We start from the raw sequence: 26,194 nt of genomic DNA, 5'->3' as shown, positions 1-26,194 counted from the left end.
AGGAACCCAGGACGGTGGTCACGGACCGCGCAGGCGACTGACCAGTTCCGTGACACCGATCGAGGTCACCCCAGGTCCAAGGGTGTGGGCTTCGCCGCCGACGTCCGGGCGCACCACGAAGGCGTTCCTGACCCCAAGGTCCGCGATCGCACGGCGGAAACCTGCTCCCACCGTGGCGTCGCTTGCGCGCTTCACCTCAATGGCGACGTGCGGCCTACCACCGCGCACGAGCACGAGGTCAACCTCGTCGCCTGTGGCCGTTCGGTAGTGATGCGGTTGGTACGCCGGGCCCGCCCCCATGATGACCTGCTCCACGACGAAGGACTCCCAGCTCGGCCCTGCAGAAGGGTGCCCCAGAACGTCATCGAGAGACTCCAATCCAAGAAGCGCGTGCAGGAGGCCCGAATCGCGCACATGGACCTTTGGCGACTTGGTGACCCTCTTGCCCACGTTGGGGTGAAACGGTCGAAGTCGCCTCACGAGGTAGAGGTCGGACAAGAGGTCTACGTACCGGTCCACCGTTGGGCTGCTGACACCCAGGCCCGATGCAAGCCGCGATGCGTTGAGCAGTCCTCCACTGTTGTGGGCAAGCATCGTCCACAACCTCCGCAAGGACTCCGCCGGGACTCGTGGCGCAAACATCGGGATGTCGCGCTCGAGATAGGAGCGGATGAGGTCCTCGCGCCACGTTTGTGAGGTCGCGTCGTCAGGGGCAGTGAGGCTGTCAGGAAATCCGCCGCGCACCCACACCGTCTCCGGCTCGATCCCAGCGGATGCGGCCTCGTCGACTGCCACTCCTGCCAGATCGATGTGACTGACGCGCCCCGCAAGGGACTCGGAGGACAGTCGCATGAGGTCGAGACTCGCCGAGCCGAGCAGGAGGAACTGCCCATTGCGGAACCCCTGGCGGCGATTCTCGTCGATGACGCCCCGCAGGACGGCGAAGAGGTCGGGGACACGATGAACCTCGTCGAGCACCGTGAGCGATGGGCCCCGAGCTCGAAGGTAGGCGTCCGCGTCCGCCAAACGCCTCTGGTCGGCGGGTCGCTCCAGGTCCAGATAGGTGGCCCGGGAACTCAGTTCGTCGACGACGTGTCGAGCGAGGGTGGTCTTGCCAACCTGCCTCGGCCCCAGCAACAGGACTGCCGCTGAGGTGCGCAGCCTGCTTTCCACAAGTTGGGTGGCGAACCTCGGGATCACTGTGCAAATTTAACATGAGATTTCGGATTTGCACATATTCCCCTACTCGTGTCGAGGGGCGGGTGAGCGCAAAGCCAGTCGCGCGAAACAGGTGAGCGGACGGCATACGCCATCTGGAAACATGCGGTCATGCGCCCGATCGTCCAGAGCAAGAAGCTGCAGCACGTCCGCTACGACGTGAGGGGACCGATCCTCGTCGAGGCCCAGCGGCTCGAGGCCGAGGGGCACAAGATCCTCAAGCTCAACATCGGCAACACGGCGCCGTTCGGCTTCGAGGCGCCCGAGGCCATTGTCGCCGACATGATCCACAACCTGCCCGACGCGCAGGGCTACTCCGACTCGCGGGGCATCTACAGCGCACGGACGGCTGTCGCGCAGTACTACCAGTCGCGCGGACTCACGGACACCGTCGTCGATGACGTCTACATCGGCAACGGGGTCTCCGAGCTCATCTCGATGGTGCTCCAGGCGTTCGTCGACGACGGCAACGAGATCCTGGTGCCCGCGCCGGACTATCCCCTGTGGACCGGCGCGATCTCGCTGTCGGGTGGCACCCCCGTGCACTACCGCTGCGACGAGGAGAACGGGTGGAACCCCGACCTCGACGACATCGAATCCAAGATCACGCCCAACACGCACGCCCTCGTCGTGATCAACCCCAACAACCCCACCGGCGCGGTCTACTCGGAGGAGACGGTGCGCGGTCTCGTCGACATCGCCCGTCGCCACAACCTCGTCCTCATGGCCGACGAGATCTACGAGAAGATCCTCTATGTCGACGAGGCCGTGACGCCCGTCCACCACCACGTGGCGACTTTCGCCGCCGACGACGTTCTGTGCCTCACCTTCAGCGGGCTGTCGAAGGCCTACCGGGTGTGTGGCTATCGCGCCGGCTGGGTCATGGTGTCCGGGCCGAAGCACATGGCCACCGACTTCCTCGAGGGCCTGACCCTGCTTGCCAACATGCGCATGTGCGCCAATGTGCCTGCGCAGCACGCGATCCAGACTGCTCTGGGTGGCTATCAGTCGATCAACGAACTCATCGTCCCGGGCGGTCGCTTCTATGAGCAGATCAAGCTCGCGAACCGCCTCCTGAACGACATCCCCGGCGTGACGTCGGTGGAGCCGCACGGTGCGCTCTACTGCTTCCCCAAGCTCGACCCGGAGATGTATCCCATCGAGGACGACCAGCAGTTCGTCATCGACCTGCTGCGCGCCAAGAAGATCCTCATCACCCACGGCACGGGGTTCAACTGGTTCGAACCCGACCACTTCCGGCTCGTGACCCTGCCGGATGCAGAGGTGCTCACCGAGGCCATCGGTCGCATCGCGGAGTTCCTCGAGACCATTCGTCGCTGAGCGGCCGGGGTCGCTCGTGAGTCAGCCTGCGACACAACCGGATTCGGCCTTCCTTCTCGGGATCGCCGCCGGTGGCGTCGTGGGTTCTTTGAGCCGGTATGCCGTCCAGCTGGCTCTGCCGCACACCGCCGGGTCGTTCCCGTGGTCGACTCTCGTCGTCAACCTGACGGGAGCGGTGGCGATGGGACTACTCGTGGCATTCCTCGTGGCACGCCCGGGTGCGCATCGACTGGCCCGGCCAGTGGTGGGCGTTGGCGTGCTCGGCGGATGGACCACGTTCTCGGCCTTTGCGGTCGATACCGTCACGCTCCTGGAGACGGGACACGGAGGTGCGGCCGCGGCATACGTGCTCTCGTCGTTTCTCGGCTCGGTTCTCGCCGTGACGCTGGGTTCGATTGTGGGACAGCGGATCTGGCGGATCGCCTCGTGAACTCTCTGCTCGTGGCCGCTGGCGCTGCCGTGGGAGCGCCGATGCGTTTCCTCGTCAGTCACTGGCTTCACACGCGGTTCGCCGCAACTCCGATCACCGGCACCTTGACCGTCAACGTGCTCGGGTCGCTCATCCTCGGCCTGTTGGTCGGTGCGGCCGTCGACGGGTCGTGGATGGCCCTTCTCGGGACGGGCTTCTGTGGGGCGTTCACGACGTTCTCAACGCTTGCGCTCGAACTCCAGGACGCCGTCACCGACGATCGGCAGCAGCACGCCGTCGTCAACGTCGTGTTGCACCTGGTGCTCGGCGTCGGCGCCGCATGGCTCGGCTGGTGGCTCACCGCCGGATAACCTCCCGATTCCAGCCATCCTCAACCTTGACGTTGACCTTCACGCAGCGTCAAGGTTGAGGATGGAGCCATGCGGATCGGAGACCTCGCCAAAGCGGTAGGAGTGAGCACCAGGACGGTGCGTCACTACCACCAGGTGGGCGTGCTGCCCGAGCCCGATCGCACCCTCAGTGGCTACCGGGACTACTCGTTCGACGATCTCGTCCGGCTCATGCAGGTGCGTCACCTGGTCGACCTCGGCCTCGGGCTCTCGGAGATTGCGACCGCCGTGAGTTCGGGTCCGGACGGTGACCTCTCGGCGCTTCTCGACGACCTCGACGCGGACCTGGCCGAGCAGGAGCGGGCGCTCGCCCGACGCCGGGCCCAGCTCAGGGCCCTGCGCAGCCACTGGGAGGGATCGATCGATCTGGGCGACCTCGGCAACCGCACGATCGCCGACTTCCGTCGCGGTGCGCGAGCCGTCGGCGCGCACGGACCCACCTTCGAGTTGGACCACCAGATCATGTCCCTGCTTCCCGACGAGACGACCGAGGCCTGGGTCAAGCCGATCACCGAGGTTCTCGACGACCCGGAGCAGGCGGCCCGGATCGTCGAGCTCTATGCCCGGTTCGATGCCCTCGAGGGCGGCTTCGGGGACCGCGACATCGACGAACTGCTCCAACTCACTCGCGAGGCCCTGCCACCGCTGTTCCTCGATCAGCTTCGCGGCACGTCGCCGCGCGACCTCGTTCCGCCACCGGTCCTCGAGGCCGTCCTGGAACGACTCACTCCACCCCAACGTGCCGTGGCGGATGCGCTGCTCACGGCACTCATGAAGAAGGACTGACGCAATGTCTGCGATCGAACTCCACCAGGTGGTCAAGACCTTCGGGCACGTGCGCGCGCTCGACGGACTGGAACTGACCGTCGAACCCGGAGAGGTGCAGGGCTTCCTCGGCCCCAATGGCGCCGGCAAGTCGACGACGATGCGCGTGCTCCTCGGCTTGTTGCGCCCCGACTCCGGCCAAGCCACCCTCTTCGGCGGCGACCCGTGGCATGACGCTGCCGACCTCCACCGCCGTCTCGCCTACGTGCCCGGCGACGTGGCCCTGTGGCCGAACCTCAGCGGCGGCGAGGTCATCGACCTGCTGGGACGCATGCGGGGCGGCCTCGACCTGACGCGGCGTGCGGAGCTCCTGGAGCGCTTCGAACTCGACCCCACGAAGAAGGCCCGGACCTACTCCAAGGGCAACCGGCAGAAGGTCGCGCTGGTCGCCGCTCTCGCCTCGGACGCCGACCTGTTCCTCCTGGACGAGCCGACATCGGGCCTCGATCCGCTCATGGAGGCCGAGTTCCAACGCTGCATCCACGAGATCAAGGACCGCGGGGCGACCGTGCTCCTGTCCAGCCACATCCTCGCCGAGGTCGAGGCACTGTGCGACCGGGTGAGCATCATCCGAGCCGGGGCCACCGTGCAGAGCGGCACGCTGTCGGATTTGCGCCAGAGGACCCGGACGAACATCACCGCCGAGACCAGCCGGCCGGCCACAGCGGTGGGCGCGGTGGAGGGCATCCATGGCCTCGAGCACCACGACGACGCGAACCACCATCGCGTGTCCTTCGATGTCGACTCGGCCCACCTTGACGCCGCACTGAGCGCCCTCGGGGCGGCTGGGATCCTGTCTCTCACCGCGCACCCTCCGACCCTCGAGGAGCTCTTCCTCCGGGAGTACGGCGACGACGTCGGCGGAGCCGCGGAGGGCGGCGCACCCACCACTGCGCACGCCCGGGGAACGGCAGGGGTGCCGCGATGAGCTCGCCCGTCGTCGGAACCCACCACCTCGTCCGCCTCATCCTGCGCCGAGACCGGATCCGCCTTCCGCTGTGGATCCTCGGCACCACCACTCTCGTCGCCGGTTCGGCCCAGTCGGTGCTCGCCCTCTACGACACCCCGGAGAAGCGCGCGGGCTACGCCGCCACCGTCGAGGCGAGCGGTGCCGGGAAGCTCATGAACGGCATCCCCTACGACGTCGACCGCACTGCGGGGATCGTCGCCTACGAGACGACGAGCACCGCAACGGTGCTGGTCGCCCTCATGGTGGTCTTCCTCGTCGTACGGCACACGCGCGCCGAAGAGGAGAGTGGGCGCGCAGAACTCCTGCGGGCGACCGTCACGGGCCGGCACGCCGCCACGGCGGCCGCGGTCCTCGTTGCCGCGGTCGCGTCGGTGCTCGTCGGGATGCTCGATGCCTTGGCTCTCGGCGGACTTGGGCTTCCGTGGGCTGGCTCTTTCGCTCACGGGATCTCGCTCACCGGAATCGGTCTGGTCTTCACCGCCTTGGCGGCAGCTGTCGCGCAGGTGACCGCGTCAGCCCGGCTGGCCCTCGGCATCTCGGGCGCAGTCCTGGGTTTCGCCTTCCTCGTCCGCGGTGTCGGGGCCGTCGGCGATTCAGTCCTCGCGCGGCTCAGTCCCTTCGGCTGGACCCAGGAGCTTCGACCCTTCGGCGAGGTCGCGTGGGTGTGGCTCGCACCGCTCCTCCTAGCGGCGGTCGCGGGACTGGCGCTCACGGCATACCTCACGGTCCACCGCGACGCGGGAGCCGGACTCATCCAACCCCGACCCGGGAACAGTCACGCGAGCGCCTCCCTCGGGACGCCGGTGGGGCTGGCTCTGCGGCTGCAGCGCGGACTCTGGATCGGCTGGGCCACAGGGCTCGTCATCACCGCGGCCCTGTTCGGCTCCCTCGGGAAGGAGGTGCGCAGCCTCCTCGCGGACAACCCCGAGATGGCCGACCTGATCGCCGTGGGAGAAGGCGACGTGCTGGAGGGATTCTTCGCCTACTCGGCGCTGCTGCTCGTCGCCGTCGCGACGGCGTTCTCGGTGTCGGCGGTGCTGCGCCTGCGCGCGGAGGAGGAGGCCGGCCGTGCCGAATTGGTGCTCTCGACCGCGCTGCCCCGAACCCGTTGGCTCGTGGGCTCGCTGGCAGTCACGCTCGTGGCGACCATCGTCAATGTGACGCTCATCGGAGTGGCGATGGCGACCGCTCACGGAGTCGTCGGCGATGACTGGGGGAGCTTCGGATCAATCGCGGGTGCCGCCGTCGAACTCTTGCCGGCCACCCTGGTGGTACTGGGTGCAGCCGTGCTGCTGTTGGGCTGGCTGCCTCGGTGGGCCGGGCTCGCGTGGGCGGTCTTCGCGTTCGCCCTGATCGAGGCGTATCTCGGAGACCTGTTGCGCTTCCCCGACTGGCTCTCGGCTCTGTCCCCGTTCTCGCACGTGCCTCAATCGCCGGTGGAGGCCTTCACGTCGGCGCCCGGCATCGTGGCCTTGGCCGTGGCGTTCGTGGCCATCGGCGTGGGAGCGGTCGGGGTGCGGCTGCGCGACATCGGCTGACACTGCGCAGGGTTGGGGCTACACCGGGCGGAGCACCTGCTCCGCGAGGGCCGGCGGGGCCTGGATGCAGTAGGACTCGATGAGGAGTTCCTCCACCTCGCCCCAATCGGTGTTCTCATCGAGCAGCAGGCCCACGACGTTGCTGCCCCAACTCGCTTTGAAATAGGGGTCGCCCATGTGCTGGAAGGCCATCACCTCGTCGGCCTCGGCCCTGAACGTGATGCGAAACAACTGGTCCTCGCCGCCGAAGACGTGGGCGACCGTCGCCGAGCGCACCTTCCATGCCATGCCGATCCAGGCATCGTGCTCCCGCACCTCTGGGAAAGGTGCAAGCATCGCCGAGAGTCGTTCGATCCACTCGACGGGCACGGGAGGTCGCTCAGCGGACGCCATGGTTGATCAGCCTAGGACTCGACTCCGACAACCCGCCACGCGCGACCGCCAGGCAAGGCGGCTCGCGAGCCGTGTCGGACACCGGGCCGCGGCCCCTCATGCTTGCCTCAAACGTTCCAGCCAAGCGTCTTCGGCGCTCTGCTGCCGCCGCCACAGCACAACGCCTTCGATGAGGACGCCCAGGGTCGCCACGATCGCAAAAGCACCCACCACGATGAGCCCGACGCTGAACAGCAAGCCGTTCGACTCCTCGGCGTAGACCTTCGTCGGCGGGTCGTCCTCGCCCACGTGCACAGCGGGGATGCGCTCACCCAAAGCCCCACCGCCACGAATGAGATTGACCTTCTCGAACGTGACATCACCGCCAGAGCTCGTGAACGTGCCGTAGTGGTCGCATTCCTTGCCGCATCGGTGCAACTCGACCACGAACTCGCCGCGAACCCCGTGACCCTGCGAAACGGCCCATGCCGGACCGAACATGACCAGGCCCTGCCACAGCAGGACGGCGGCCACTGCGAAACCGGCAACGAGTCCGAGCACTCGGAGCTCGGTCGCAAGGTCGCTCGCGAAGCTGGGCAGCTCCGCCCCGTCGATGTCATTGGGCACCTGCGCAACCTACCTACGCGCGTCTCGTCTCGTGGGCAATCGTGTCGAGTCGTGGTCAAGGCGCCGGGCGGACGTCATGATGGGGCGAGCCCGGTTGCCTTAGACGACGAAGTGGAGATGGACGTGTTCGTACCGTTCTCGGTGATGGATTTCCTGGACCGCGCGACGACGGTCTATGCGGATCGGGTCGGCGTCATCGACGAACCGGACCAGGTGGCCGAGTCCTGGGACAGCCTCACCTACGGCGAGGTCGGGGTGCGTGCTCGCGCGATCGCGGCCAAGCTCGACTCACTCGGCATCGCACCCGGCGAGCGGGTCGGCATCGTGTCGCACAACAGCGCTCGATTGCTGGCGGCGTTCTTCGGCGTCAGCGGCTACGGCCGGGTGCTCGTGCCGATCAACTTCCGACTCGCACCCCCGGAGGTCGAGTTCATCGTCAAGCACTCCGGCTGCCGAGTGCTCTACATCGACCCCGAACTGCGTGACTCGCTGCGCGACGTGGAGTGCGAGCACACCTTCGTCCTCGGCGACGACGACGACTTCATGCTGCTCGACACGGAGCCGACCCCGTGGGAGCGGGACGAAGCCGCCACCGCCACGATCAACTACACCTCCGGCACGACGGCCCGCCCCAAGGGTGTGCAGATCACCCATCGCAACATCTGGGTGAACGCCACGACCTTCGCCATGCACGCCGGGCTCAGCGACCGTGACGTCTACCTGCACACGCTGCCGATGTTCCACGCCAATGGCTGGGGGATGCCGTTCGCGACGGCCGGGCTGGGCATCCCCCAGATCGTGTTGCGCAAGGTCGACGGTGCCGAGATCCTGCGTCGGGTCGAACGGCATGGGGTGACGGTGCTGTGCGCGGCCCCTGCGGTCGTGAACTCCGTCCTCGACGCGGCCGCATCGTGGGAGGGCCCGGTCCCGGGACGGGACCGCGTGCGGCTCATCTGCGCCGGCGCTCCCCCTCCGACCAAGACGATCGTGCGCATGGAGCAGGAGTTGGGCTGGGAGTTCATCCAGATCTATGGCCTGACCGAGACCTCGCCCCTGCTCACGATCAACCGGAGCCGATCCGAGTGGGATGACCTGAGCAGCGAGGAGCGGGCCACCAAACTGGTCCGCCAAGGGTCGCCCGCACTCGGGGTCACTCTCAAGGTCGACGAGAACGGCGAAGTTCTGGCCCGCTCCAACGTCGTCCTGGAGGGCTACTGGGACCTGCCCGACGAGACCGAGCGCGCCTTGGCCGACGGGTGGTTCCACACGGGCGACGGCGGAACCATCGACGACGACGGCTTCCTGTCGATCGCGGACCGCAAGAAGGACGTCATCATCACCGGCGGGGAGAACGTGTCCTCCATCGAGGTCGAGGACGTGATCTTCTCCCACCCCGACGTTTCCGAAGTCGCGGTGATCGGCGTTCCGAGCGACAAGTGGGGCGAGACGATCAAGGCGCTCGTCGTCCTGACGCCCGAATCCACCCTCACCGAAGCCGAACTCATCGCCTACTGCAAGTCCAAGGTCGCGGGCTACAAGGCGCCGACGTCCGTGGAGTTCAGGGACGAACTGGTCCGCACCGCGACCGGCAAACTCCAGAAGTTCAAGCTGCGCGAGCCGTACTGGGAGGGCCGCGAGCGTCAGGTGAACTGACCGCTCGACGACGGACGTCACACGCGACCGTATGCCGGCCGCTCACGGCGAGCGGCCGGCATACCTGATCGTTTTGGGTCGTTCGTGCCCGGTCAGGAGGGCTGTTCCCACGTCGCCCGGGCGCCGGCGTCCCCGGTGAGGAAGGCATAGACGAGCGTCGCGAGCGAGGCGATCAGCATGAGAGCGGGGAGGCCCATCTCCAACGCCGACGCCGCCTGCTCCTTGCTGCCGCTCCCGCTCGCGAAACCCGACGGGCCACCGAGCAGCATGGCCCCGAGCGCGACGACGACCAGGAACGCGATGACGACGAGCGACAGCGTCTCGCCGTAGTTCTGGTGCTCGAGAATGGCGGCACGCACGGGGTTGTCGGCCGGCAGCTGGGAGAAGCGCGACTCGAAGAAGTCGTTGCCGCTGATGCGCGCGCCCCACACGCTGCCCGTGGCGATCAGGGCAAGCAGCAGGGCGGGCCACCGCGTGAGATAGCGCCAACGGGGCACCACCGCGAACAGGATGGCGGCGAGCGCCGCGATCGGGGTGAGGACCACTGCTCCGTGCACGACGAGCACGTGTGCGGGGAGACCGTTGATGTCCATCAATCAGCACCTGCCTCTCGGTCAAGACTGCGACCCGCCCCAGTCTTCCCGCGATGGGCACGTTGCGCCAGAGTCGGCGACCCGCGGGCCTTATGCTTCCCCGCATGCCCAAGCCTCGCCGGACCGGTCCGATGCCGGACGTGTTCGAGACGTTCGCCCATCGCGTGGACGACGGTGCTGACACCTCCGAGACGATCGAGCCCGCGCGTGTGGCCGTCGGTGCCAGCATTTCGCTGGGGCTCATGGTCCTCACCGGGATCGCGTTCGTGCTCGGCTTCTGGACCGGAACGCAGAACGAACACGACCTTGCCTACGACCACCTCGTCTGGGAGGGAATCATCAAGGTCGGGTTCGCCACGCTGTGCGGCCTGCTCGCGGCGGCGGTCGTGTTGGCGCTCGCGATGATCGCGATCGGCGTCCCGTGGGTGCGGCGTCAGCGCGACGCGCGCCGCCGCTGACCTCGCCGGAATCTGGCCGACTTCGCCCAGAAACCTCTCACCTCGCCTGATCGCGGCGATCAAGCGAGGTGAGAGGAACCGCCTTCAGGCGGGAAAGTCCTACTTGAGCTGACTGGAGCTCATGCCGAGCAGGCGTCGCGCGACGACGAGCAGCTGGATCTGCTGCGTGCCCTCGAAGATGTCGAGGATCTTGGAGTCGCGTGCCCACTTCTCGAGGAGCTCGCGCTCCGCGTAGCCGGTCGCACCCGCCAGCTCGACGCAGGCGAGGGAGACGTTGACGCAGGTGCGCCCGGCCTTCGCCTTGGCCATCGAGGCCTCCATCGAGTTGGGCTTGCCGTTGTCGGCCATCCAGGCCGCGCGCAGCGTGAGCAGGTAGGCCGCTTCGTAGTCGGCCTCCATCTGGAGCAACTTGGCCGCCGCAGCCGACTGGGCGTATGCCGGCCGGTCCCAGTCCACGGTCACTCCCGCCTTGGCGAGGAGCTCGGTCGTGGTGTCGAGGCTGGCGCGCGTCAGTCCGAGCGCCATCGCGGCGACGAGCGGACGCGTGTTGTCGAAGGTCTGCATCGCGCCACCGAAGCCACCCTCGATCTTGATCTCCGGGTCACCGAGGAGATCCTCGGCCGGGACGCGGCAGTCGTCGAGGTGGAACGCGGCCGTGTCGGACGCGCGGATGCCGAGCTTGTGCTCGAGGCGGACGAGCTTGAGGCCGGGGTTGTCGCGCCGCACGACGAACGACTTGATGGCCTGCTTGCCGAGGCTCTTGTCGAGGGTCGCCCACACGACGACGAGCTCGGCGCGCTCACCCGCGGTGACGAAGATCTTCTCGCCGTTGAGGACGTACTCGTCGCCGTCCTTGACCGCGGTCGTGCGGATGGCTCCGGAGTCCGAGCCGGTGTCGGGCTCGGTGATCGCCATGGCGGCCCACTTGCCGTCGTAGCGCTTCTTCTGCTCGTCGTTGGCGACGGCGGCGATGGCCGCGTTGCCGAGACCCTGTCGCGGGATCGAGAGCGTGAGGCCGACGTCGCCGCGGCAGGTCTCGAGGATCGAGAGGACCGACGAGAGGTTGGAGCCGTTGCGCACCTCCTTGGTGGCGGCATGCTTGCGGCCGGAGCCGACGGCGGCGACCTCGCCCTCGTGCTCGTCGTCCTTGGCGCGGGTCGAGCTGGACGCACCGGCACCCTGGCCGACGCCCGAACTGCTCATGCCGTCGATGACGGCCGAGACGAGGTCGAGCTCGCGCGGGTACTCGTGCTCGGCAAGGTCGTACTTGCGGGAGATGGGGCGGAAGACCTCCTCGGCCATGCCGCGGGCCTGCTCGACGAGCGGGCGGAACTTCCTGGGAACCTCGAGATCGATCATTGGTTCAGTCCTTCTTTGCGTATGCCGGTCAGACGAGCAGGGTGCCCTCGAGGACACCCGCTCCACGAAGGTCGCGATACCACCGCTCGTTGTCGAACTCCTTGACGAAGCCGTGCCCACCAAGGAGCTGGACGGCTGCGGAGCCGATCTGTGCGGCATACGTCGACGTGAGGGCGCGGACCTCGCCGACAGACTGGGCGATGAGCTGGGGGTCAGCCTCTGAGTCCAGGCGCGCGGCGGCCTTGAGGACGGCGAGGCGGAGTCCATCGAGCTCGATGGCGATGTCGGAGATCATGAAGGCGACTGCCTGGCGCTGGCCGATCGGCTCACCGAAGGCCTTGCGCTCCTGGGCGTAGGTGATGACCTGGTCAAGCACGGCCTGGCCGGTGCCGACGGCCGCTGCGGCCCACGCGAGGCGGCCGCGGCGGACGGCGTCACGGTGGTCGTCGGCGGTGCCGAGGAGGTTCGCCCTGGGGACGGCGACGTCGGTGAGGATGACGCGGCCGGTGTGGGCAGCGCGCACCCCCATGGCGGGGTCGTCCTCGAGGGTCACACCCTCGGTCGAGGCCTCGACGACGACGAGACGGGCCACACCCTCATGCATCGCGGACACGATGAAGATCTCGGCCCTGTCGGCGTTCGCGACGATGGCCTTGGTGCCGTTGAGGACGAGCGAATCGCCCTGTGCCACAGCGGTGGTCGTCAGTGCGAACGGGTCGAAGAGCGGCTGCGGCTCCTGGAGGGCGAGCGCTGCTGCGGCCACCGGCTCGTCGCCGGTGAAGTGCGGGAGATAGGTCGCCTGCTGGCCGGCATCGCCATAGAGCGCAAGTGCCGTCGCCACCGCTGCCGTGCCCATCTGCGAGACGGTGATACCCATGTCGCCGCGGGCGAGCTGCTCGAGGACGAGGACACCGGCGACGGCAGAGCGCTCCTCGGCGATGCCGCCGAGCTCCTCGGGAACCCCGACGAGCCCGAGGCCCATCTCCTGCATGGCGTCGCTGACGTCTGCGGGGACGGCGCGGTCGGCGTCGGCCTTGGCACCTGCTGGACGGATGACATCGTCGGCGAGCTCACGAGCGGCCGACTGCAGCATCTGCTGGTCCTCGGTCGGGGTCAGGTCGAAGATGCCGCGGCGCTTGGCGGGACCAGGGCGTGCGGCGGAACCGTTGCCTTTGGACTGCTTGAACGCCCGGCCGACGGCCACCTGCGCCTTGAAGCCGGAGTGCGCGCCGCGGCTGAGGATCTTCTCGACCCGGCCGCGGACCTTGGGGTCGGCCATGACGGGGAGCCCGCCGGCCTTGGAGATGAGTCGCAGACCGAGGCGCTGGCCGCGGTCGGCGAGGGTGGGCGTCGTCGCCATGGTGGAGCTTCCCTTCGGGAAAGGTCGTCGGTGGTTCGCAGGGCAAGAGGCCCCGAGGCATTATCCGATACTGCTAGTGCCTGATACTGAGGGTACCGCACACTTGTCGATGAGTAACCAGATGTGACGCACGTCAGGTCGCGGGCCGGACCTCGATCTCGGTGCCCAGGGCCCAGCCCGGCACGAGGGGGAGGTCGTCTCCGCTCCAGAAGCGCCCGGGGTCGTACCAGTTCATCGGCGCATCGGGCGTGAGCAGCCCCATCTCCTCGTACGTGAGCGCCACGACCTCGGCGCAATAGGCGACCTCCGGACGCACCGCCTTGAGGTCGAGGTCCTTGCGTGACGCATGGGCATCACGACCCGTGAGCCACCGCCAGGCCAGGCGGCCCGTGGACGGGAAGGAGACCCCGTCGAGCCGGGCGATGCAGCGCAGCACCGCATCCTCGTGCTCGTCGCCGACCTCGGGCGAGAGCTGACGCAGCCAGGCCCGCTGGTCGTACTCCTCCTGCCACCGCGACACCGCGGCACGGAGGTCGTGCAGCTGGACGCCGCGCTGGAACTCGCCGGTCCACATGTCCTGCAGCGACTTCCCGAGTTCGGCGTGCCACATGAGGGGCGGGAGGTCCTCGAGCACGACGGCCATGCCGACGTGGTTCACGGGCGCATTCGTCGCCGTCTGGATCGCACGGTCAGCGACCGACCGTCCGCGGAAGATCCACACGTCGCCAGTGCGGGTGAGTTCGACCGCCTCGTCCAGGCTCAGCCCATCGACCCCACGCTCAGAACCCATGACCGCAGCGTATGCCGGGTGCCCACCACCGCACCCAGCTCCCGTCCCGCTCTTGCGTCCGCGGATCTGGCTCCCCCGACGACCAGATCCCCGGACGCACGGGAGGTGAGGTGACGCTGCGGTCGGCCGGGACGCGGTCATGGGCGGACGGCATACGCTGCAGGAATGGAGTCGAACTGGTGGAAGGTGCTCGGTCTCGCCGGCGTCGCGTCGGTCGTCGCGACCGGCGCCGTCATCGCGCGCAACGAGCGCCAGCGCCGGGCCTATACGCCCGAAGAGATTCGCGAGCGCCTCCACGAACGCCACGCCCGAGCCCAGCAGAACCGTCCCTAACTCACCGAATTGGACGGCTGCGTACCGAACTCACCCAATTGGACGGTTCGGCACGCAACGCCTGCGTACCCAACCGTCCAATTGGGTGAGTTCGGTACGGGGAGGTGTGGGCGGAGAGCCGCTCAGATCCAGAGGCTGGTGCAGCGGATGTAGCCGCCACCCTTGGCGAGTTCGTCGACGTGCGGCCTGATGGTCTCCAGGCCCGCGCTCTCGATGTCAGCGCGCAACTGCGGGGCCGTGTCGCTCATGACAACGGTCGTGCCGGTCGACACGAGGTTGCAGGCGAAGGAGTTGCGCGCCTCCGACTCGGCGATCTCGATCTTGTCGACCGTGTCGAGCTTGGCGAGGAACTCGCGCGACTCGGGAGTGAACGCCTCGGGGCAGTAGGCGATGAGGCCCTTGCCGTTCGAGTCGGGCTCGCGCAGCACGGCGAGGGTGAGGTCGATGTCGTACCAGTAGCTGTCGGGCCACCCGCTCACGACGTTGACGTGCGGGGTCCCGTCCTCGTTGAGGAGCGGCAGGGTCTGGAGCTGGATGCGCGTCAGACCGAAGCGATCCGCGGCATAGGCGAGCGCCTCCTCGTCCGAGCGGTAGCCCGCGCCGCAGAACACGAGGTCGCCGCAGATGAGCGCGTCGCCCTGACCACTGAAGCGCCACGGCTGCGGAAGGTCCTCGACCGTGTAGCCGAGCTGGCTGAGCTGGGTGCGCGCCCACGCCTCCTCGGACTTCCGGCTGGGCGGGAGCACTGCCATGAGGGCGACGCGGTCGCGGACGAGGGCCCAGTTGGCGGTGTAGACGCCGTCCTGGCTCGTCGGGGGCGCGTCGACCGTGACGATCTCGGCGCCGGCGCGGTGGAGCGCGTCCTTGATGCCGTTGTGCTCGATCTCGGCCTTGGCCGTGTCGACGGTCTCGCCGTCCTCGTAGTAGGGGTTGAGCTTGTGGTCGTTGCCGAAGAAGTGGGCGGACGACATGAGTAGCGTCGAGTTCAACACCGTCGGACTCCCGTGCGGGTCAAAGGGCGCGCCTCACGGAAACGGAGACTCGAGGGAACGCTACTCCTTGCGCCGGCTCAGGATGTCACTGGTGCGGCGATCTGGGCCGCCATGTGACCGGCGCCGTAGCCGTTGTCGATGTTGACGACCGCGACCCCGGGAGCGCAGCTGTTGAGCATCGTGAGGAGAGGTGCGAGCCCTTGGAAGGCCGCGCCATAGCCGACCGACGTCGGCACCGCGATCACGGGCGCCGACACGAGACCCGCGACGACACCGGGCAAGGCGCCGTCCATTCCGGCCACCACGACGATGGCCCGAGCCGACCGCAACTCGTCGAGCCGCGACAGGATCCGGTGCAACCCGGCGACGCCGACGTCGACGATCAGGTCGGCGGACCGGCCCAAGTGCTGCGCGACGAGCAACGCCTCCCTCGCGACAGGCAGATCCGACGTCCCCGCCGCAACGACGAGCACCTGGCCCCCGCTCGGCTCCGGAGGCGACGGGGGCCAGGCCACCAGGCGCGCCGTCTGGTCGTGAGCGGCATCGGGCAAGGCGGCGAGGATGGCCTCGACGTGTGCCTTGTCGACCCGGGTGAACAGGGTCCGCGCCCCGCGCTCCCCCACCGCCGCGGCGATGACGCCGACCTGCTCGGCGGTCTTGCCCTCGCAGTAGACCGCTTCGGGGTAGCCGCGCCGGGCCGCGCGGTCGAGGTCGAGGTCGGCGATGTCGCGCAACGCCTCGCCCGGCTCCCACTCGTCAGCCATGACTTGCTGCAACCCCGGCAGACCCGGCAACCAAGGGCAGTGTGAACGCACCTGACTGGATCCCCGCCAGATCGATCGTCACAAAGCGGAAGCCGGCCGACCGCAGCGCCGCGTTGATGTCCTCGCGCAGACCCGGCGCAACCGCACGCGGAATGTCCTCCACGAGCAACTCCACGCGTGCCATCTCACCATGGTGCCGAACCCGGCAGTCGACGAATCCCAGTGCCCTCAGGGCCGATTCAGCTGCCTCGACCTGGGCAAGTTTCTCCGGGGACACCTCCTCGAAGTGCGGGATCCGCGAGGCCAAGCAGGGCGCGGCCGGCTTGTCGGCGCACGGCAACTCGAGCACGCGGGCGATCCGACGCACGGCCGCCTTGTCGAGTCCGGCATCGGCGAGCGGACGCAGCACGGCATGCTCCGAGGCCGCCCGCGAACCCGGCCGGTCGGGCCGCCGCGCGTCATCGGCGTTCTCGCCGTAGGCGATGACGTCGAGCCGGTGCACAGTCGCCACCGAGCCGTCGATGCGGGTGAACAGCTCGTCCTTGCAGTGGAAGCAGCGGTCCGGACCATTGCGTTGGTATGCCGGGTTGTCACCTTCGTGGGTCCGCACCTCGACGACCGGGACACCGATGAAGGCGGCGACGTCGTGGGCTCCGGCCCGTTCGGCAGCAGCGAGGCTGGGCGAGACGCCGAGAACGGCGACGACCCGATCCGGCCCGAGCGCTCGGGCGGCCAGCGCCAGCAGCGTCGCCGAGTCGACGCCCCCGGAATAGGCCACCCCGACCCGTTCGAACGGGCCGAACGCGCCAAGGACGTCCTCGACTCTCGTCTGGTCCTGGCCGAACGTCACGTCCTCCATGCCTTCCACCTTCTCACTGAACACTGAACGCCGGACACGAACCCGGGGCAGGCTCAGGCCCAGGGCGGTCGGGTCCTCGACGTGGGTTCCGAGTCGGTGGACTCCTTCGTCGGCCAGTCCTGGTCGACGTTCGTCGCGGTCACTTCTCCTCCTTCGTGGCGCCTGGTGCCTCAAGGTCGGTGACCTGCTGGACGACGACATCGCGCAACTGCCCGTCCTTGAGTCCGAGCCACTCGAGGACTCGATCGACGCCGTTGTCGACCGAGCCGGTCACGAGCCCCTGGAGCAGATCTGCCTGTGGGTCGGTCACCGGAGCCCCCGAGCCGCGCAGGTGCGCGATCCATGCCGACACCAGTCGTAACGCCCCTTCACTGACCCGCCCCGCGCCCAGCTCGGCCTTGATGACCGGCACCGCTCGAATCGGGATCTTCTGCGATCCGTCAGCCGCGATCTGGGCGAGGAGGTGGCGGATGTTGCCGTTGGAGTACCTCTCGATCAAGGCCTTCCTGTATGCCGTGACGTCCGTTTCCGGGAGCGGCACGTGTGGTGCGGCGGCGTCCCACCATTCCTCCACCCACTCGCGTACCTGCGAGTCGGCGATGGCGTCAGCGACGGTCTCGTGGCCCCGGATCGACGCTGCGTAGGCCATGAGCGAGTGCGATCCGTTGAGGAGCCACAGCTTGCGCTGCTCGAACGGGGCGACGTCGTCGACGACGGTGGCCCCGGCGTCATCCCACGCGGGCCGCCCACCGGGGAACTCGCCGGCGAGGACCCACTCGCTGAAGGGTTCGGTCGGCACGACCTCGGGGTCGTCCACCCCGCGGAGCGTCTTCACCTCGGAGCGGTCGGCGTCGGTGGTGCGAGGCGTGATCCGGTCGACCATCGTCGTGACGAAGGAGACGTAGGCGTCGACCCACTCCTGGAGACTGGGGTCCACCTCGGCGATGAGGTCGCCGACGACCCGCGCGACCATGGCCCCGTTGTCGGGGACGTTGTCGTTGGGAACGATCGCGATCCCGCCGGTATCCGCGTCCCGACGGGCCAGCAGCCCCGCCACCAGCCGACCCGGTGTCGTCGAGACGTCGTCACCCGCGGGGTCATCCCTGAGTGCCGCGATGTCAGCGGCGACCGCCTCGTCGTCGAGGTCGAGGGAACCGTCTGACGCTCGCCGGTAGCCCGCCTCGGTCACGGTGATCGTGACGACAGCGACCTCCGGCCGGGCGAAGTAGTCCCGCAGCGCGGCGAGATCGGCCCCGGGATGCACCGCCGAGAGGCTGGAGATGACCTCCGGCTCCGGACCATCCGCCGCCCGGACCAGCAGGGTGTAGAGACCGTCCTGGGCGCCCAGCGACTCAGCGGCGTCCGGCGACCGCCCCGTGAACGCGGCGATACCCCACTCGGCTGCGTCGGGCGCGTGCTCGGTGTACCAGGCGGCGTGGGCGCGGAAGAAGTTGCCGAGGCCGAGGTGGACGACGCGAACCGGTGAAGCAGCCCGCCCGTGCTCGGCCCGCGAGAGTCGCGGCACGTTCCCGGTCTCGGCACTCACAACTTGAACGCCTTGCTCGGGACCGTTGTCACGAGATCGATGGCCGTCTCGTGGGCCTCGTCCTCGTCGAGCCGGTGCTCGGCGACCAACTGCGCGAGGTATGCCGCGTCGAGACGACGCGACATGTCGTGCCGTGCCGGGATGGAGAGGAACGCTCGGGTGTCGTCGATGAAGCCCGAGGTGCGATGGAAACCAGCGGTCTCGGTCACGGCACCACGGTAGCGGCGGACCGCCTCGGGTGCGTCGAGGAACCACCAGGGCGCACCGGCATACACGCTGGGGTAGAAGCCGGCGAGCGGCGCGATCTCGCGCGAGAAGACCGTCTCGTCCAGCGTGAAGAGGATGAGCTGGAAGCCGTCGGAGGTCCCGAAGCGGCTGAGGAGGTGCTGCAACCCCCGCGTGAATTCGACGCCGACGGGGATGTCGTGGCCCGTGTCGGCTCCGAAGCGCTCGAACGTCGGGATGTGGTGGTTCCGGAGCGCGCCCGGATGGAGCGTCATGACGAGCCCGTCCTCGGTGGCCATGCGGGCCATCTCGACGAGCATGTGCCTGCGGAACGCCGTGGCCTCGTCCTCGCTGGCCTCACCGGCCAGGGCCGCGGCATAGATCCTGGATGCTTCGGCGGGCTCGAGGGTGAGCGTCACGACGTCCAGATGGCTGTGGTCGGTGGAGACGCCGCCGTTGTCCTTGAAGAAACGGCGCCGGTTCTCGAGGGCGGCGATGTAGCCGGCGTAGGTCGTGGTGTCGATGTCCGCGGCCGCACCCAGCGACTTGGCGAGTTCGGCGAAGTCCGGACGCACGGGCTCGAGGTAGCGGTCCGGGCGGAACGTCGGTGCCACTCGCGTCGCGAACGACGAGTCCGCGGCCAGGGTGCGGTGGTGCTCAAGGCTGTCCACCGGGTCGTCCGTCGTCGCGAGCACCGAGATGTTGAAGCGCTCCGCCAGGGCCCGGGGCCGGAATTCGGGTGTCGTCAGCGCCGCGGCGATGTGGTCGTAGATCGTGTCGGCCGTCTCTGCCGACGGCGACTCCGCAAGACCGAAGACGTCGGCGAGGACGCTCTCCATCCAGAACCTGCTCGCCGTCCCGCGGAAGGCCGACCAGTTCTCGCAGAACAACGTCCAGGCGCGTCGCGACCCGGCCTCGTCGAGTTGCGCGCCCCCGACGCCGAGGTCGGCGAGGTCCACGCCCTGCGCGTGGAGGAGCCGGAAGACGTAGTGATCGGGCGACAGCAGCAACGACGTCGGGTCAGTGAAGGGAGTGTCCTCGGCCAGCCACTCCGGAGGTACGTGACCGTGCGGCGAGATGATCGGCAGGTCTGCCATCGCGGCATACAGGCGGCGGGCGACGTCGCGGGTGCCGGGATCGGCTGGCAGGAGCCGGTCCGGGTGGAGTGAGGTCATGTTCACGATCGTGGCCTTGCGCAACCGCGTGGTCCATCAGTTGCCACGAGTTGCACCGCACCCTTGCCAGCCGTGGAGCCCGGGACGAGAGTGAGGTCATGACCAGCGATGCGACACTGACCGAGGAGTCCCCCGCCGAGGCCGCGAAGCGGGCCGCCCGCATCGGCGACGAGCACGGCGTCCTCACGAGTGAACAGGTCACGGAGTTCATCGTCGACCGGCTCGGGAGCGTCGACGTCGACGGCAAGAGCGTCTGCATCGTCGTGCCCGACGGCACCCGCACCTGCCCGATGCCGCTGCTGTTGCGGGCCGTCCACCGCGCCCTTCACGGGCGAGTCAGCCGCATGACGACCCTCATCGCGCTCGGGACACACCAGGCGATGAGCGAGGAAGCGCTGGCCGCGCACCTCGGCTACGAGGTCGGTGCGCTCGAGGACACCTATCCGGGGATGACCGTCGCCAACCACGAGTGGTGGGACCCGTCCACGTTCGCCGACCTCGGCACGATCCCTGCCTCGCGCCTCGCCGAACTGTCCGAGGGCCGGCTCACGATGGATGTCCCGGTCCACCTCAACAAGGCCGTCGTCGAGCACGACATCGCCCTGGTCGTCGGCCCGGTCCTCCCCCATGAGGTCGTCGGCATGTCCGGTGGCAACAAGTACTTCTTCCCAGGCGTCGCGGGCCAGGACATCATCGACGTCTCCCACTGGATCGGGGCGCTCATCACCTCGGTCGAGATCATCGGCACCACGGCCGTCACCCCCGTGCGCGCCCTCATCAACGAGGGCGCCGCGCTGGTGCCCGCCGAGAAGCTCGCGTTCTGCGTCGTCGGCGAGGCCGGAACCCTCGACCTGCACTCGATCTCGTTCGGCGACACGGTCGCCTCCTGGGCGAGCGCCTCCGAGGTGAGCGCCGCGACCCACGTCCACCACCTCGACGAGCCGGTCTCACGCGTCATCTCGGTCATCCCGGAGATGTACGACGACATCTGGACCGGGGCCAAGGGCTTCTACAAGCTCGAGCCGGTCGTGGCCGACGGGGGCGAAGTCATCCTCTATGCCCCGCACATCACCGAGATCTCGACGAGCCACCCGGAGATCCTCGAGATCGGATACCACTGCCGTGACTACTTCGTGAAGCAGTGGGACAAGTTCAAGCACATCCACTGGGGCACGCTCGCGCACTCGACGCACCTGCGGGGCGCCGGAACCTATGACGCCGAGACGGGCGAAGAGCGGTTGCGAGTCAAGGTGACCCTCGCGACCCGGATCCCCGAGGAGAAGTGCCACCAGGCGAATCTCGGCTACGTCGACCCCGATTCCATCGACCTCGCCGCCGAGGAGGCGGATGACGAGTCATTCGTGGTGCCCAACGCCGGCGAGGTCCTCTTCCGGCTGCGCTGAGCGGTCGAGCGCCGCACGACGAGGTGCACCGGCATGACGAGCGGCTCACGTGACGTCGTGTGGGCACCCTGGGTGAGCGCCACGAGGTTGCGAACGGCGGTCTCACCCTGTTGCCGCAGCGGCGCTGCCACTGTCGTGAGTTCGGGCTCGATCACCTCGGCGAGCAGGACGTTGTCGAAGCCGATGACGCTGATGTCGTCGGGCACCTTGACGCCCACGCGGTGCAGCCCCTTGATGACACCGATGGCGAGCACGTCGTTGTAGGCAATGACCGCTGTGGTCGGTTGCGCGAGGATCTCGCGAACCCGTGCGAACCCGGCGTCGATCGTGGGCTTCTGCGTGGGGCCGATCCGGCGGACCTTGATGTCGAGCTCGAAACCCGCCTCCCGCAACGCCTGCCAGCGGGTGCCGTCGGTCCAGCTCGACTCGGGTCCGCCGACATAGGTGACCGACGTGTGACCGAGCTCGCCGAGGTGCTCGAGTGCACGGCGAGTGCCCCGGGCGTTGTCGACGAGCAGGCAGGGAACTTCCGGCAACCGGCGGTTGAGGACGACGACGGGCTTCTGCTTGGCCAGGGTCCGGATCGTGCTGTCCGACATGCGCGAGCTCGCGAGCACCATGCCCTCGACCGACGAGAGTTCGTGCTCGATCCACGCGCGCTCGACCTCGGCGTCCTCCTGCGTGTGCGAGAGGCTCAGCGTGTAGCCGAGGTCGGCGGCAGCCTCGTGCGCACCCCGGATGATCTCGGCATAGAACGGGTTGGTGATGTCGGTGACGACGAGGGCGAGCGTCTTGGTGCGGGAGGTCGTGAGCCCGGGCAACGCCGACGCGCGATAGCCCAGGTCACGCGCCGCCTCGAAGATCCGCGCAGCCGTCTCGGCAATGACGCGACCCGGCCGCGCGAAGGCCCTGGACACCGTCGACGCCGCGACGCCGGCCGCCCTGGCCACGTCGTAGATCGTCGGTCGGCGCTCCACACAGGCAAACCTAGGGATCGTGGCAACTGGTGGCAATCGTTGTGCCACGGGGTGGTTGCCTGACTGAATGGGAGTCTGGTCCCCCGACGAAGGAGAGGCATCGACATGTTGCGTCCCCCGGACGTGGGCTGAGCCATGGCCCCCAACGCCCACCCACCGGCCGAGGCCGTCATCGGCCTCGACGTCGGGACGACCGGCACGAAGGCCGTCGCGTTCGGGCTCGGATCCGACTGGCGACACACGGTCGTCCGTGAGTACCCGCTCCTCGCCCCCCGCCCCGGCTGGCAGGTGCAGGACCCCAACACGGTCGTGGCAGCCGTCATGGGCGCACTGGCCGAGGTCATCACGGCCGCCAAGGGCGCTCGCGTCATCGGCATCTCGGTGAGCACGGCGATGCACGGCCTCATCGGGCTCGACGAACAGTTGCGGCCGCTCACGCCCCTCCTGACGTGGGCGGACTCCCGGGCCGTCGCCGAGGCTGCCGAACTGCGGGCGTCGTCCGACGCCGAGGCGATCCACCGCGCGTCCGGCACGCCGATCCACCCGATGAGCCCGTTGAGCAAACTCATCTGGTTCAACCGCAACGAACCCGAGCTCGCGGCGAAGGTGCGGGCCTGGGTCGGACTCAAGGACTACGTCCTCCAGGCGCTCACCGGCACGTCCGCGACCGACTCTCGACCGCCTCGGGGAGCGGACTCCTCGACGCCGCCGCCCGTGCGTGGAACCCACAAGCGATCGAGCTGGCCGGCATACGCGAGGACCAGTTGCCACCCATCCTCCCGACGACCGCGGTCCTCGGCCTCACGAAGACCGTTGCGTCGCGCCTCGGTCTCGCGACGGCGACCCCGGTCGTCGTCGGCGCGGGCGACGGACCCCTGGGCAACCTCGGCACCGGCGCCCTCGAGCCCGGCGTCGTTGGGCTCTCGGTCGGCACGAGTGGTGCCGCCCGCATGGTCGTCCAGGGACCTCGCACGGACCCGAGCGGGCGACTCTTCTGCTACGCACTCACCCACGACGAGTGGGTCGTTGGCGGCGCCATCAGCAATGGGGGAATCTCCATCCGATGGGCCCGTGACATCCTCGGCGACGCCGGCATGAGCGACGCGGCGCTGCTCGAGCTGGCCGCGACGGTTCCGCCGGGCAGCGACGGTCTGGTCATGCTCCCCTTCCTCCTTGCCGAGCGTGCTCCCCTGTGGGATCCGACCCTCACCGGCGCGGTCATCGGGATCCAGCACTCGCACACCCGAGGTCACTTCGTGCGAGCCGTCGTCGAGGGCGTGGCACTCCAGTTGTGGACGATCGTCGACGCGCTCGACGCCGTCACCCCGGTCACCTCGGCCCGGGCCACGGGCGGCGTCTTCCGATCACGGGTCTGGCGCGACGTGATGGCGGGTGTCCTCGGACGCCCACTCACTGTCACTGGTGGCGCCGAAGGTTCCGCCCTCGGCGCGGCCGCCCTCGGACTCGTCGCGGTCGGTCGCGCATCGTCCCCGCGTGACGGCCTCGACGCACTGGCACCCGGCCTCCGGGAGTCCGGGGAAGTGGTGGCGGTCTCGGAAGGCGACCGGACGGCATACGAGACGGCGCGGCGGCGCATCCCGACCCTTCTTGATTCGTATGCCGTGGTGCGAGATCTCTTCGACGTCCCGTCCCGGGACGCGGACTAGCGTGAGGCAATGACGTCCCACCTGTGGATCGACGCCGGCGCGGGCGTCGCCGGTGACATGCTGCTCGGCGCTCTCGTGGATGCCGGCGCACCGCTCGAGGACGTTCAGGCTGGCGTGGATGCGGTGCTGCCCGAGACCGTGCGACTCGTTGTCGGGGACGTGACCCGAGCGGGGCTGCGGGCCTCCAAGGTCGACGTAAAGGTGCTGGTCGAGGACCAGCCGCATCGCCGCTGGTCTGAGATTCGCTCGATGCTTGACGGGGCGGAGGTCTCGGATGTGTTGCGGGACAGGGCTGTTCGTGTATTCGCGGGTTTGGCCGAAGCTGAGGCCCGAGTCCACGGAGTCGCTGTGGGTGACGTGCATTTCCACGAAGTCGGTGCGTGGGACTCCATCGCCGATGTCGTCGGGGTGTGCGCCGCACTGGAACTGCTGGGGGTGACGTCGGTGTCCGCGAGCGCTGTCGCGTTGGGCTCGGGCACCGCCCGCACGGCCCACGGGACGGTCTCGATCCCGGCCCCCGCCACGCTCGAACTCGCACGTGGCTGGGAGGTGGCCGCGGTCGGCGAGGGGGAGCTGGCGACACCGACGGGCATGGCGCTCATTCGTGGATTGGCCGACGCGTGCGAGCCCCTGCCGCCGATGCGGGTGACTGCCAGCGGGTCTGGCGCGGGCACCAGGGACTTCGACGGGCGGGCCAACGTCGTGCGTGTCGTTCTGGGGGAGAATGCGGGCGCGGCAGGCGGAGCGAATACGGTTGCGACAGAGGTGATGTGGGCCCTGGAGGCCAACGTCGACGACCTCGACCCCCGGCTGTGGCCTGGCGTCCTCGAGTCCCTCATGGCGGGGGGCGCGGCGGACGCGTGGCTCACGCCGATCCTCATGAAGAAGGGCCGCCCGGCGCACACCCTCTCGGTTCTGTGCACCGCCGAGTTGCGAGTCGCCCTGCGTGACATCGTCCTGACCCACACGACGACGCTGGGTGTCCGCGAACACACCGTGGAGCGTCACTCGCTCGGACGGGCGTGGCACACGGCCATGGTCCGCGGTCACGAGGTCCGCATCAAGGTCTCGCTCGATGCCGAGGGCGCGGTCGTGCACGCGACCCCCGAGTTCGAGGACGTTCGAGCGGCAGCCGAGGCGGCCGGCATACCCGCTCGTGTCGTTCTCGCCGAGGCGACCGCCGCCGTGCAGGCCGCCGGTCTCACCAGTGGCGCCGGTGGCGCCGGCTGAGCCGGATGGGGAATCTGGGCGCGGGCGGCACGTTCTCGACGACAACGGTGTCGCGGCCGGACTCGATGGCACGGGCAGCGTCGTCGGGTTCGACCCCGACGACAGCAAGCAGGTCCCCGACGGTGATCCGGGCCGCCGCCAGTGCCGCGCCTCGCTCGTGCTCGCCGTCGTCGGCGTTGTCGACGACCTCATGAACCGCGGTCAGCGCTTCATCGGCTGCGCGTTGCCGCGCCTCATGATCCGCAGGGTCTGCTGCCAGCCGGCCGAGCGCCCCACCGAGTCGACCGATGAGGTGCGCGAACGGCTCCCGGTCGGGCGTGGGAAGTGCCACGGTCACCCGGCACAGCATGAGACTGCTGGCCGAGAGCAGGTCGATCGTCGCGGCGCGAAGCTGCTCGTGCTCGACCGCGCCCCGCTGCCGCTGCCACACCGCAGACCGCCGGACCGTCCGGTCAGTCGCCCGACGGACCTTGGCGAGGTCCACAACCGCAGCGGGTACCTCGATCGGTGACAGGCCAGCCACGTTCGCCTCATCGACCTCGCCGGACTCGACTCGATCGAGCAGATGGGCCGTGTGGTCGAGGGCGGATCCGATGCCCGCCAGCGCCTGACCCTGGGCCCGGCGCAGCATCCCGACCGGCTCCGGCGAGAACAGCACCTGGGTGAACACAAGGGCGACCACAGCGCCGACCAGTGCGTCGACAAGGCGCTGCGGGCCGGCCTGACCATCAGCGGCCACCACCGTGAGGATCGCCGCCACTGCCGCCTGGTTCAGCACCACGGTGGCGCTCGCAAGCAGGCGAGCCGCGGCCAGAGCAGCGAGAAGTGCCGCGACCAAGGAAGCGACCCCGCCCCCGAGCACGGCCACCGCAGCCTCCCCCGCGACGATGCCCACGAAGACGCCAAGCACCACGCGCACCGCGTTGAGACCGCGCTCCCCGCGGGAAGCATTGAGAGCCACCACCGCCGCAATCGGCGCGAAGAACGGGATGTGGTCATCGATCAGTTGGCGGGCGATCACCCATGCGGTGGTCGCCGCGACGGTCGCCTGCAACAGCGGCCACGCATGGCCGACTACCCGGCGCAAGCGAGGAGGCATG

Annotated in this window: 26 protein-coding genes and 1 pseudogene; 13 read left to right on the top strand and 14 right to left on the bottom strand. The window is 68.7% G+C overall.

Going from position 1 to position 26,194, the window contains the following annotated elements; translation table 11 throughout:
- Window positions 1-18: 18 nt before the first annotated feature.
- Window positions 19-1,200 carry an ATP-binding protein gene (locus tag N802_RS15815; protein ID WP_035918063.1) on the bottom strand — a complete coding sequence of 394 codons (1,182 nt, stop codon included), beginning with the start codon at window positions 1,198-1,200 and terminating at the stop codon, window positions 19-21.
- A 129-nt stretch (window positions 1,201-1,329) separates the two neighbouring features.
- Here N802_RS15815 and N802_RS15810 point away from each other — a divergent pair, with 129 nt between their 5' ends.
- The 6 genes from N802_RS15810 to N802_RS15785 all read left to right on the top strand — a co-directional run bounded on the left by N802_RS15810 (window position 1,330) and on the right by N802_RS15785 (window position 6,711).
- Window positions 1,330-2,559, top strand: a complete 1,230-nt coding sequence (locus N802_RS15810) for a pyridoxal phosphate-dependent aminotransferase (protein WP_035918062.1) — start codon at window positions 1,330-1,332, stop codon at window positions 2,557-2,559.
- A gap of 16 nt (window positions 2,560-2,575) precedes the next feature.
- On the top strand, window positions 2,576-2,989 hold the full coding sequence (locus N802_RS15805; RefSeq protein WP_052110050.1) for a fluoride efflux transporter FluC: 414 nt from the start codon (window positions 2,576-2,578) through the stop codon (window positions 2,987-2,989).
- Window positions 2,986-3,339, top strand: coding sequence for a fluoride efflux transporter CrcB (gene crcB, locus N802_RS15800; RefSeq protein ID WP_035918061.1), 354 nt, complete (start codon window positions 2,986-2,988; stop codon window positions 3,337-3,339). The genes N802_RS15805 and crcB overlap by 4 nt, the downstream gene beginning before the upstream one ends.
- A gap of 69 nt (window positions 3,340-3,408) precedes the next feature.
- On the top strand, window positions 3,409-4,164 hold the full coding sequence (locus tag N802_RS15795) for a MerR family transcriptional regulator (RefSeq protein WP_052110049.1): 756 nt from the start codon (window positions 3,409-3,411) through the stop codon (window positions 4,162-4,164).
- Window positions 4,165-4,168: 4 nt separating this feature from the next.
- Window positions 4,169-5,131: an ABC transporter ATP-binding protein gene (locus tag N802_RS15790; protein WP_052110048.1), complete on the top strand. Its 963-nt coding sequence runs from the start codon at window positions 4,169-4,171 to the stop codon at window positions 5,129-5,131.
- Window positions 5,128-6,711: an ABC transporter permease gene (locus tag N802_RS15785; protein ID WP_035918059.1), complete on the top strand. Its 1,584-nt coding sequence runs from the start codon at window positions 5,128-5,130 to the stop codon at window positions 6,709-6,711. The genes N802_RS15790 and N802_RS15785 overlap by 4 nt, the downstream gene beginning before the upstream one ends.
- A gap of 18 nt (window positions 6,712-6,729) precedes the next feature.
- On the opposite strand, the gene N802_RS15780 is transcribed toward N802_RS15785, so the two are convergent.
- Both N802_RS15780 and N802_RS15775 read right to left on the bottom strand, forming a co-directional pair.
- Window positions 6,730-7,104, bottom strand: coding sequence for an MmcQ/YjbR family DNA-binding protein (locus tag N802_RS15780; RefSeq protein ID WP_035918058.1), 375 nt, complete (start codon window positions 7,102-7,104; stop codon window positions 6,730-6,732).
- A gap of 96 nt (window positions 7,105-7,200) precedes the next feature.
- Window positions 7,201-7,710, bottom strand: a complete 510-nt coding sequence (locus N802_RS15775; protein WP_035918057.1) for a hypothetical protein — start codon at window positions 7,708-7,710, stop codon at window positions 7,201-7,203.
- A gap of 117 nt (window positions 7,711-7,827) precedes the next feature.
- Here N802_RS15775 and N802_RS15770 point away from each other — a divergent pair, with 117 nt between their 5' ends.
- A complete protein-coding gene (locus N802_RS15770; RefSeq protein ID WP_245613975.1) occupies window positions 7,828-9,363 on the top strand; it encodes an AMP-binding protein in 1,536 nt (511 codons plus the stop codon).
- Between the two features lie 92 nt (window positions 9,364-9,455).
- On the opposite strand, the gene N802_RS15765 is transcribed toward N802_RS15770, so the two are convergent.
- A complete protein-coding gene (locus tag N802_RS15765; protein WP_052110047.1) occupies window positions 9,456-9,956 on the bottom strand; it encodes a hypothetical protein in 501 nt (166 codons plus the stop codon).
- A gap of 104 nt (window positions 9,957-10,060) precedes the next feature.
- Here N802_RS15765 and N802_RS15760 point away from each other — a divergent pair, with 104 nt between their 5' ends.
- Window positions 10,061-10,414, top strand: a complete 354-nt coding sequence (locus N802_RS15760; protein WP_156971453.1) for a hypothetical protein — start codon at window positions 10,061-10,063, stop codon at window positions 10,412-10,414.
- Between the two features lie 99 nt (window positions 10,415-10,513).
- Here the strand turns inward: N802_RS15760 and N802_RS15755 are convergent, their stop codons facing one another.
- From N802_RS15755 to N802_RS15745, 3 genes are all read right to left on the bottom strand, one after another.
- On the bottom strand, window positions 10,514-11,773 hold the full coding sequence (locus N802_RS15755) for an acyl-CoA dehydrogenase family protein (protein WP_035918054.1): 1,260 nt from the start codon (window positions 11,771-11,773) through the stop codon (window positions 10,514-10,516).
- A 28-nt stretch (window positions 11,774-11,801) separates the two neighbouring features.
- Window positions 11,802-13,133, bottom strand: coding sequence for an acyl-CoA dehydrogenase family protein (locus N802_RS15750; protein ID WP_035918052.1), 1,332 nt, complete (start codon window positions 13,131-13,133; stop codon window positions 11,802-11,804).
- Between the two features lie 133 nt (window positions 13,134-13,266).
- On the bottom strand, window positions 13,267-13,923 hold the full coding sequence (locus N802_RS15745) for a hypothetical protein (protein WP_035918050.1): 657 nt from the start codon (window positions 13,921-13,923) through the stop codon (window positions 13,267-13,269).
- A 165-nt stretch (window positions 13,924-14,088) separates the two neighbouring features.
- On the opposite strand from N802_RS15745, the gene N802_RS20510 reads away from it, so the two are divergent.
- Entirely contained in the window at window positions 14,089-14,256 is a 168-nt protein-coding gene (locus N802_RS20510; protein ID WP_169743449.1) for a hypothetical protein, read from the top strand.
- Window positions 14,257-14,378: 122 nt separating this feature from the next.
- Here N802_RS20510 and N802_RS15740 read toward each other — a convergent pair whose 3' ends face one another.
- The 5 genes from N802_RS15740 to uxaC all read right to left on the bottom strand — a co-directional run bounded on the left by N802_RS15740 (window position 14,379) and on the right by uxaC (window position 19,817).
- Entirely contained in the window at window positions 14,379-15,227 is an 849-nt protein-coding gene (locus N802_RS15740; protein WP_035918048.1) for a dimethylarginine dimethylaminohydrolase family protein, read from the bottom strand.
- Between the two features lie 98 nt (window positions 15,228-15,325).
- The gene (gene larB / locus N802_RS15735) at window positions 15,326-16,012 is read right to left on the bottom strand and encodes a nickel pincer cofactor biosynthesis protein LarB (RefSeq protein ID WP_035918047.1); all 687 of its coding nucleotides are present in this window, start codon (window positions 16,010-16,012) and stop codon (window positions 15,326-15,328) included.
- Window positions 16,005-16,871 (bottom strand): ATP-dependent sacrificial sulfur transferase LarE, encoded by an 867-nt coding sequence (larE, locus tag N802_RS15730; protein ID WP_052110046.1) that lies wholly within the window; start codon window positions 16,869-16,871, stop codon window positions 16,005-16,007. The genes larB and larE overlap by 8 nt, the downstream gene beginning before the upstream one ends.
- A 139-nt stretch (window positions 16,872-17,010) precedes the next feature.
- Window positions 17,011-18,417 carry a mannitol dehydrogenase family protein gene (locus N802_RS15725; protein WP_035918046.1) on the bottom strand — a complete coding sequence of 469 codons (1,407 nt, stop codon included), beginning with the start codon at window positions 18,415-18,417 and terminating at the stop codon, window positions 17,011-17,013.
- The gene (uxaC, locus tag N802_RS15720; RefSeq protein WP_035918116.1) at window positions 18,414-19,817 is read right to left on the bottom strand and encodes a glucuronate isomerase; all 1,404 of its coding nucleotides are present in this window, start codon (window positions 19,815-19,817) and stop codon (window positions 18,414-18,416) included. The genes N802_RS15725 and uxaC overlap by 4 nt, the downstream gene beginning before the upstream one ends.
- Before the next feature lie 98 nt (window positions 19,818-19,915).
- Between uxaC and N802_RS15715 the strand changes: the two genes are divergently transcribed.
- Window positions 19,916-21,220 (top strand): lactate racemase domain-containing protein, encoded by a 1,305-nt coding sequence (locus N802_RS15715; protein ID WP_035918045.1) that lies wholly within the window; start codon window positions 19,916-19,918, stop codon window positions 21,218-21,220.
- Here the strand turns inward: N802_RS15715 and N802_RS15710 are convergent.
- Window positions 21,121-22,197, bottom strand: coding sequence for a LacI family DNA-binding transcriptional regulator (locus N802_RS15710; protein ID WP_035918044.1), 1,077 nt, complete (start codon window positions 22,195-22,197; stop codon window positions 21,121-21,123). The genes N802_RS15715 and N802_RS15710 overlap by 100 nt on opposite strands.
- A 135-nt stretch (window positions 22,198-22,332) precedes the next feature.
- Here N802_RS15710 and N802_RS20925 point away from each other — a divergent pair.
- From N802_RS20925 to larC, 3 genes and pseudogenes are all read left to right on the top strand, one after another.
- A pseudogene (locus N802_RS20925) lies at window positions 22,333-23,027 on the top strand (FGGY family carbohydrate kinase); the annotation flags it as partial.
- A 120-nt stretch (window positions 23,028-23,147) separates the two neighbouring features.
- A complete protein-coding gene (locus N802_RS20920) occupies window positions 23,148-23,864 on the top strand; it encodes an FGGY-family carbohydrate kinase (RefSeq protein WP_245613978.1) in 717 nt (238 codons plus the stop codon).
- Window positions 23,865-23,873: 9 nt separating this feature from the next.
- Window positions 23,874-25,094 carry a nickel pincer cofactor biosynthesis protein LarC gene (gene larC, locus N802_RS15700; RefSeq protein ID WP_035918043.1) on the top strand — a complete coding sequence of 407 codons (1,221 nt, stop codon included), beginning with the start codon at window positions 23,874-23,876 and terminating at the stop codon, window positions 25,092-25,094.
- Here the strand turns inward: larC and N802_RS15695 are convergent.
- On the bottom strand, window positions 25,066-26,193 hold the full coding sequence (locus N802_RS15695; protein ID WP_084072277.1) for an FUSC family protein: 1,128 nt from the start codon (window positions 26,191-26,193) through the stop codon (window positions 25,066-25,068). The two genes, larC and N802_RS15695, sit on opposite strands and share 29 nt — an antisense overlap.
- Window position 26,194 lies beyond the last annotated feature (1 nt).

The organism is Knoellia sinensis KCTC 19936, from assembly GCF_000768705.1.
In the GTDB taxonomy this organism is placed as follows: Bacteria; Actinomycetota; Actinomycetes; order Actinomycetales; family Dermatophilaceae; genus Knoellia; species Knoellia sinensis.
The sequence above is the reverse complement of the archived record's forward strand: the minus strand, read 5'-3'. Positions and strand labels throughout refer to the sequence as shown.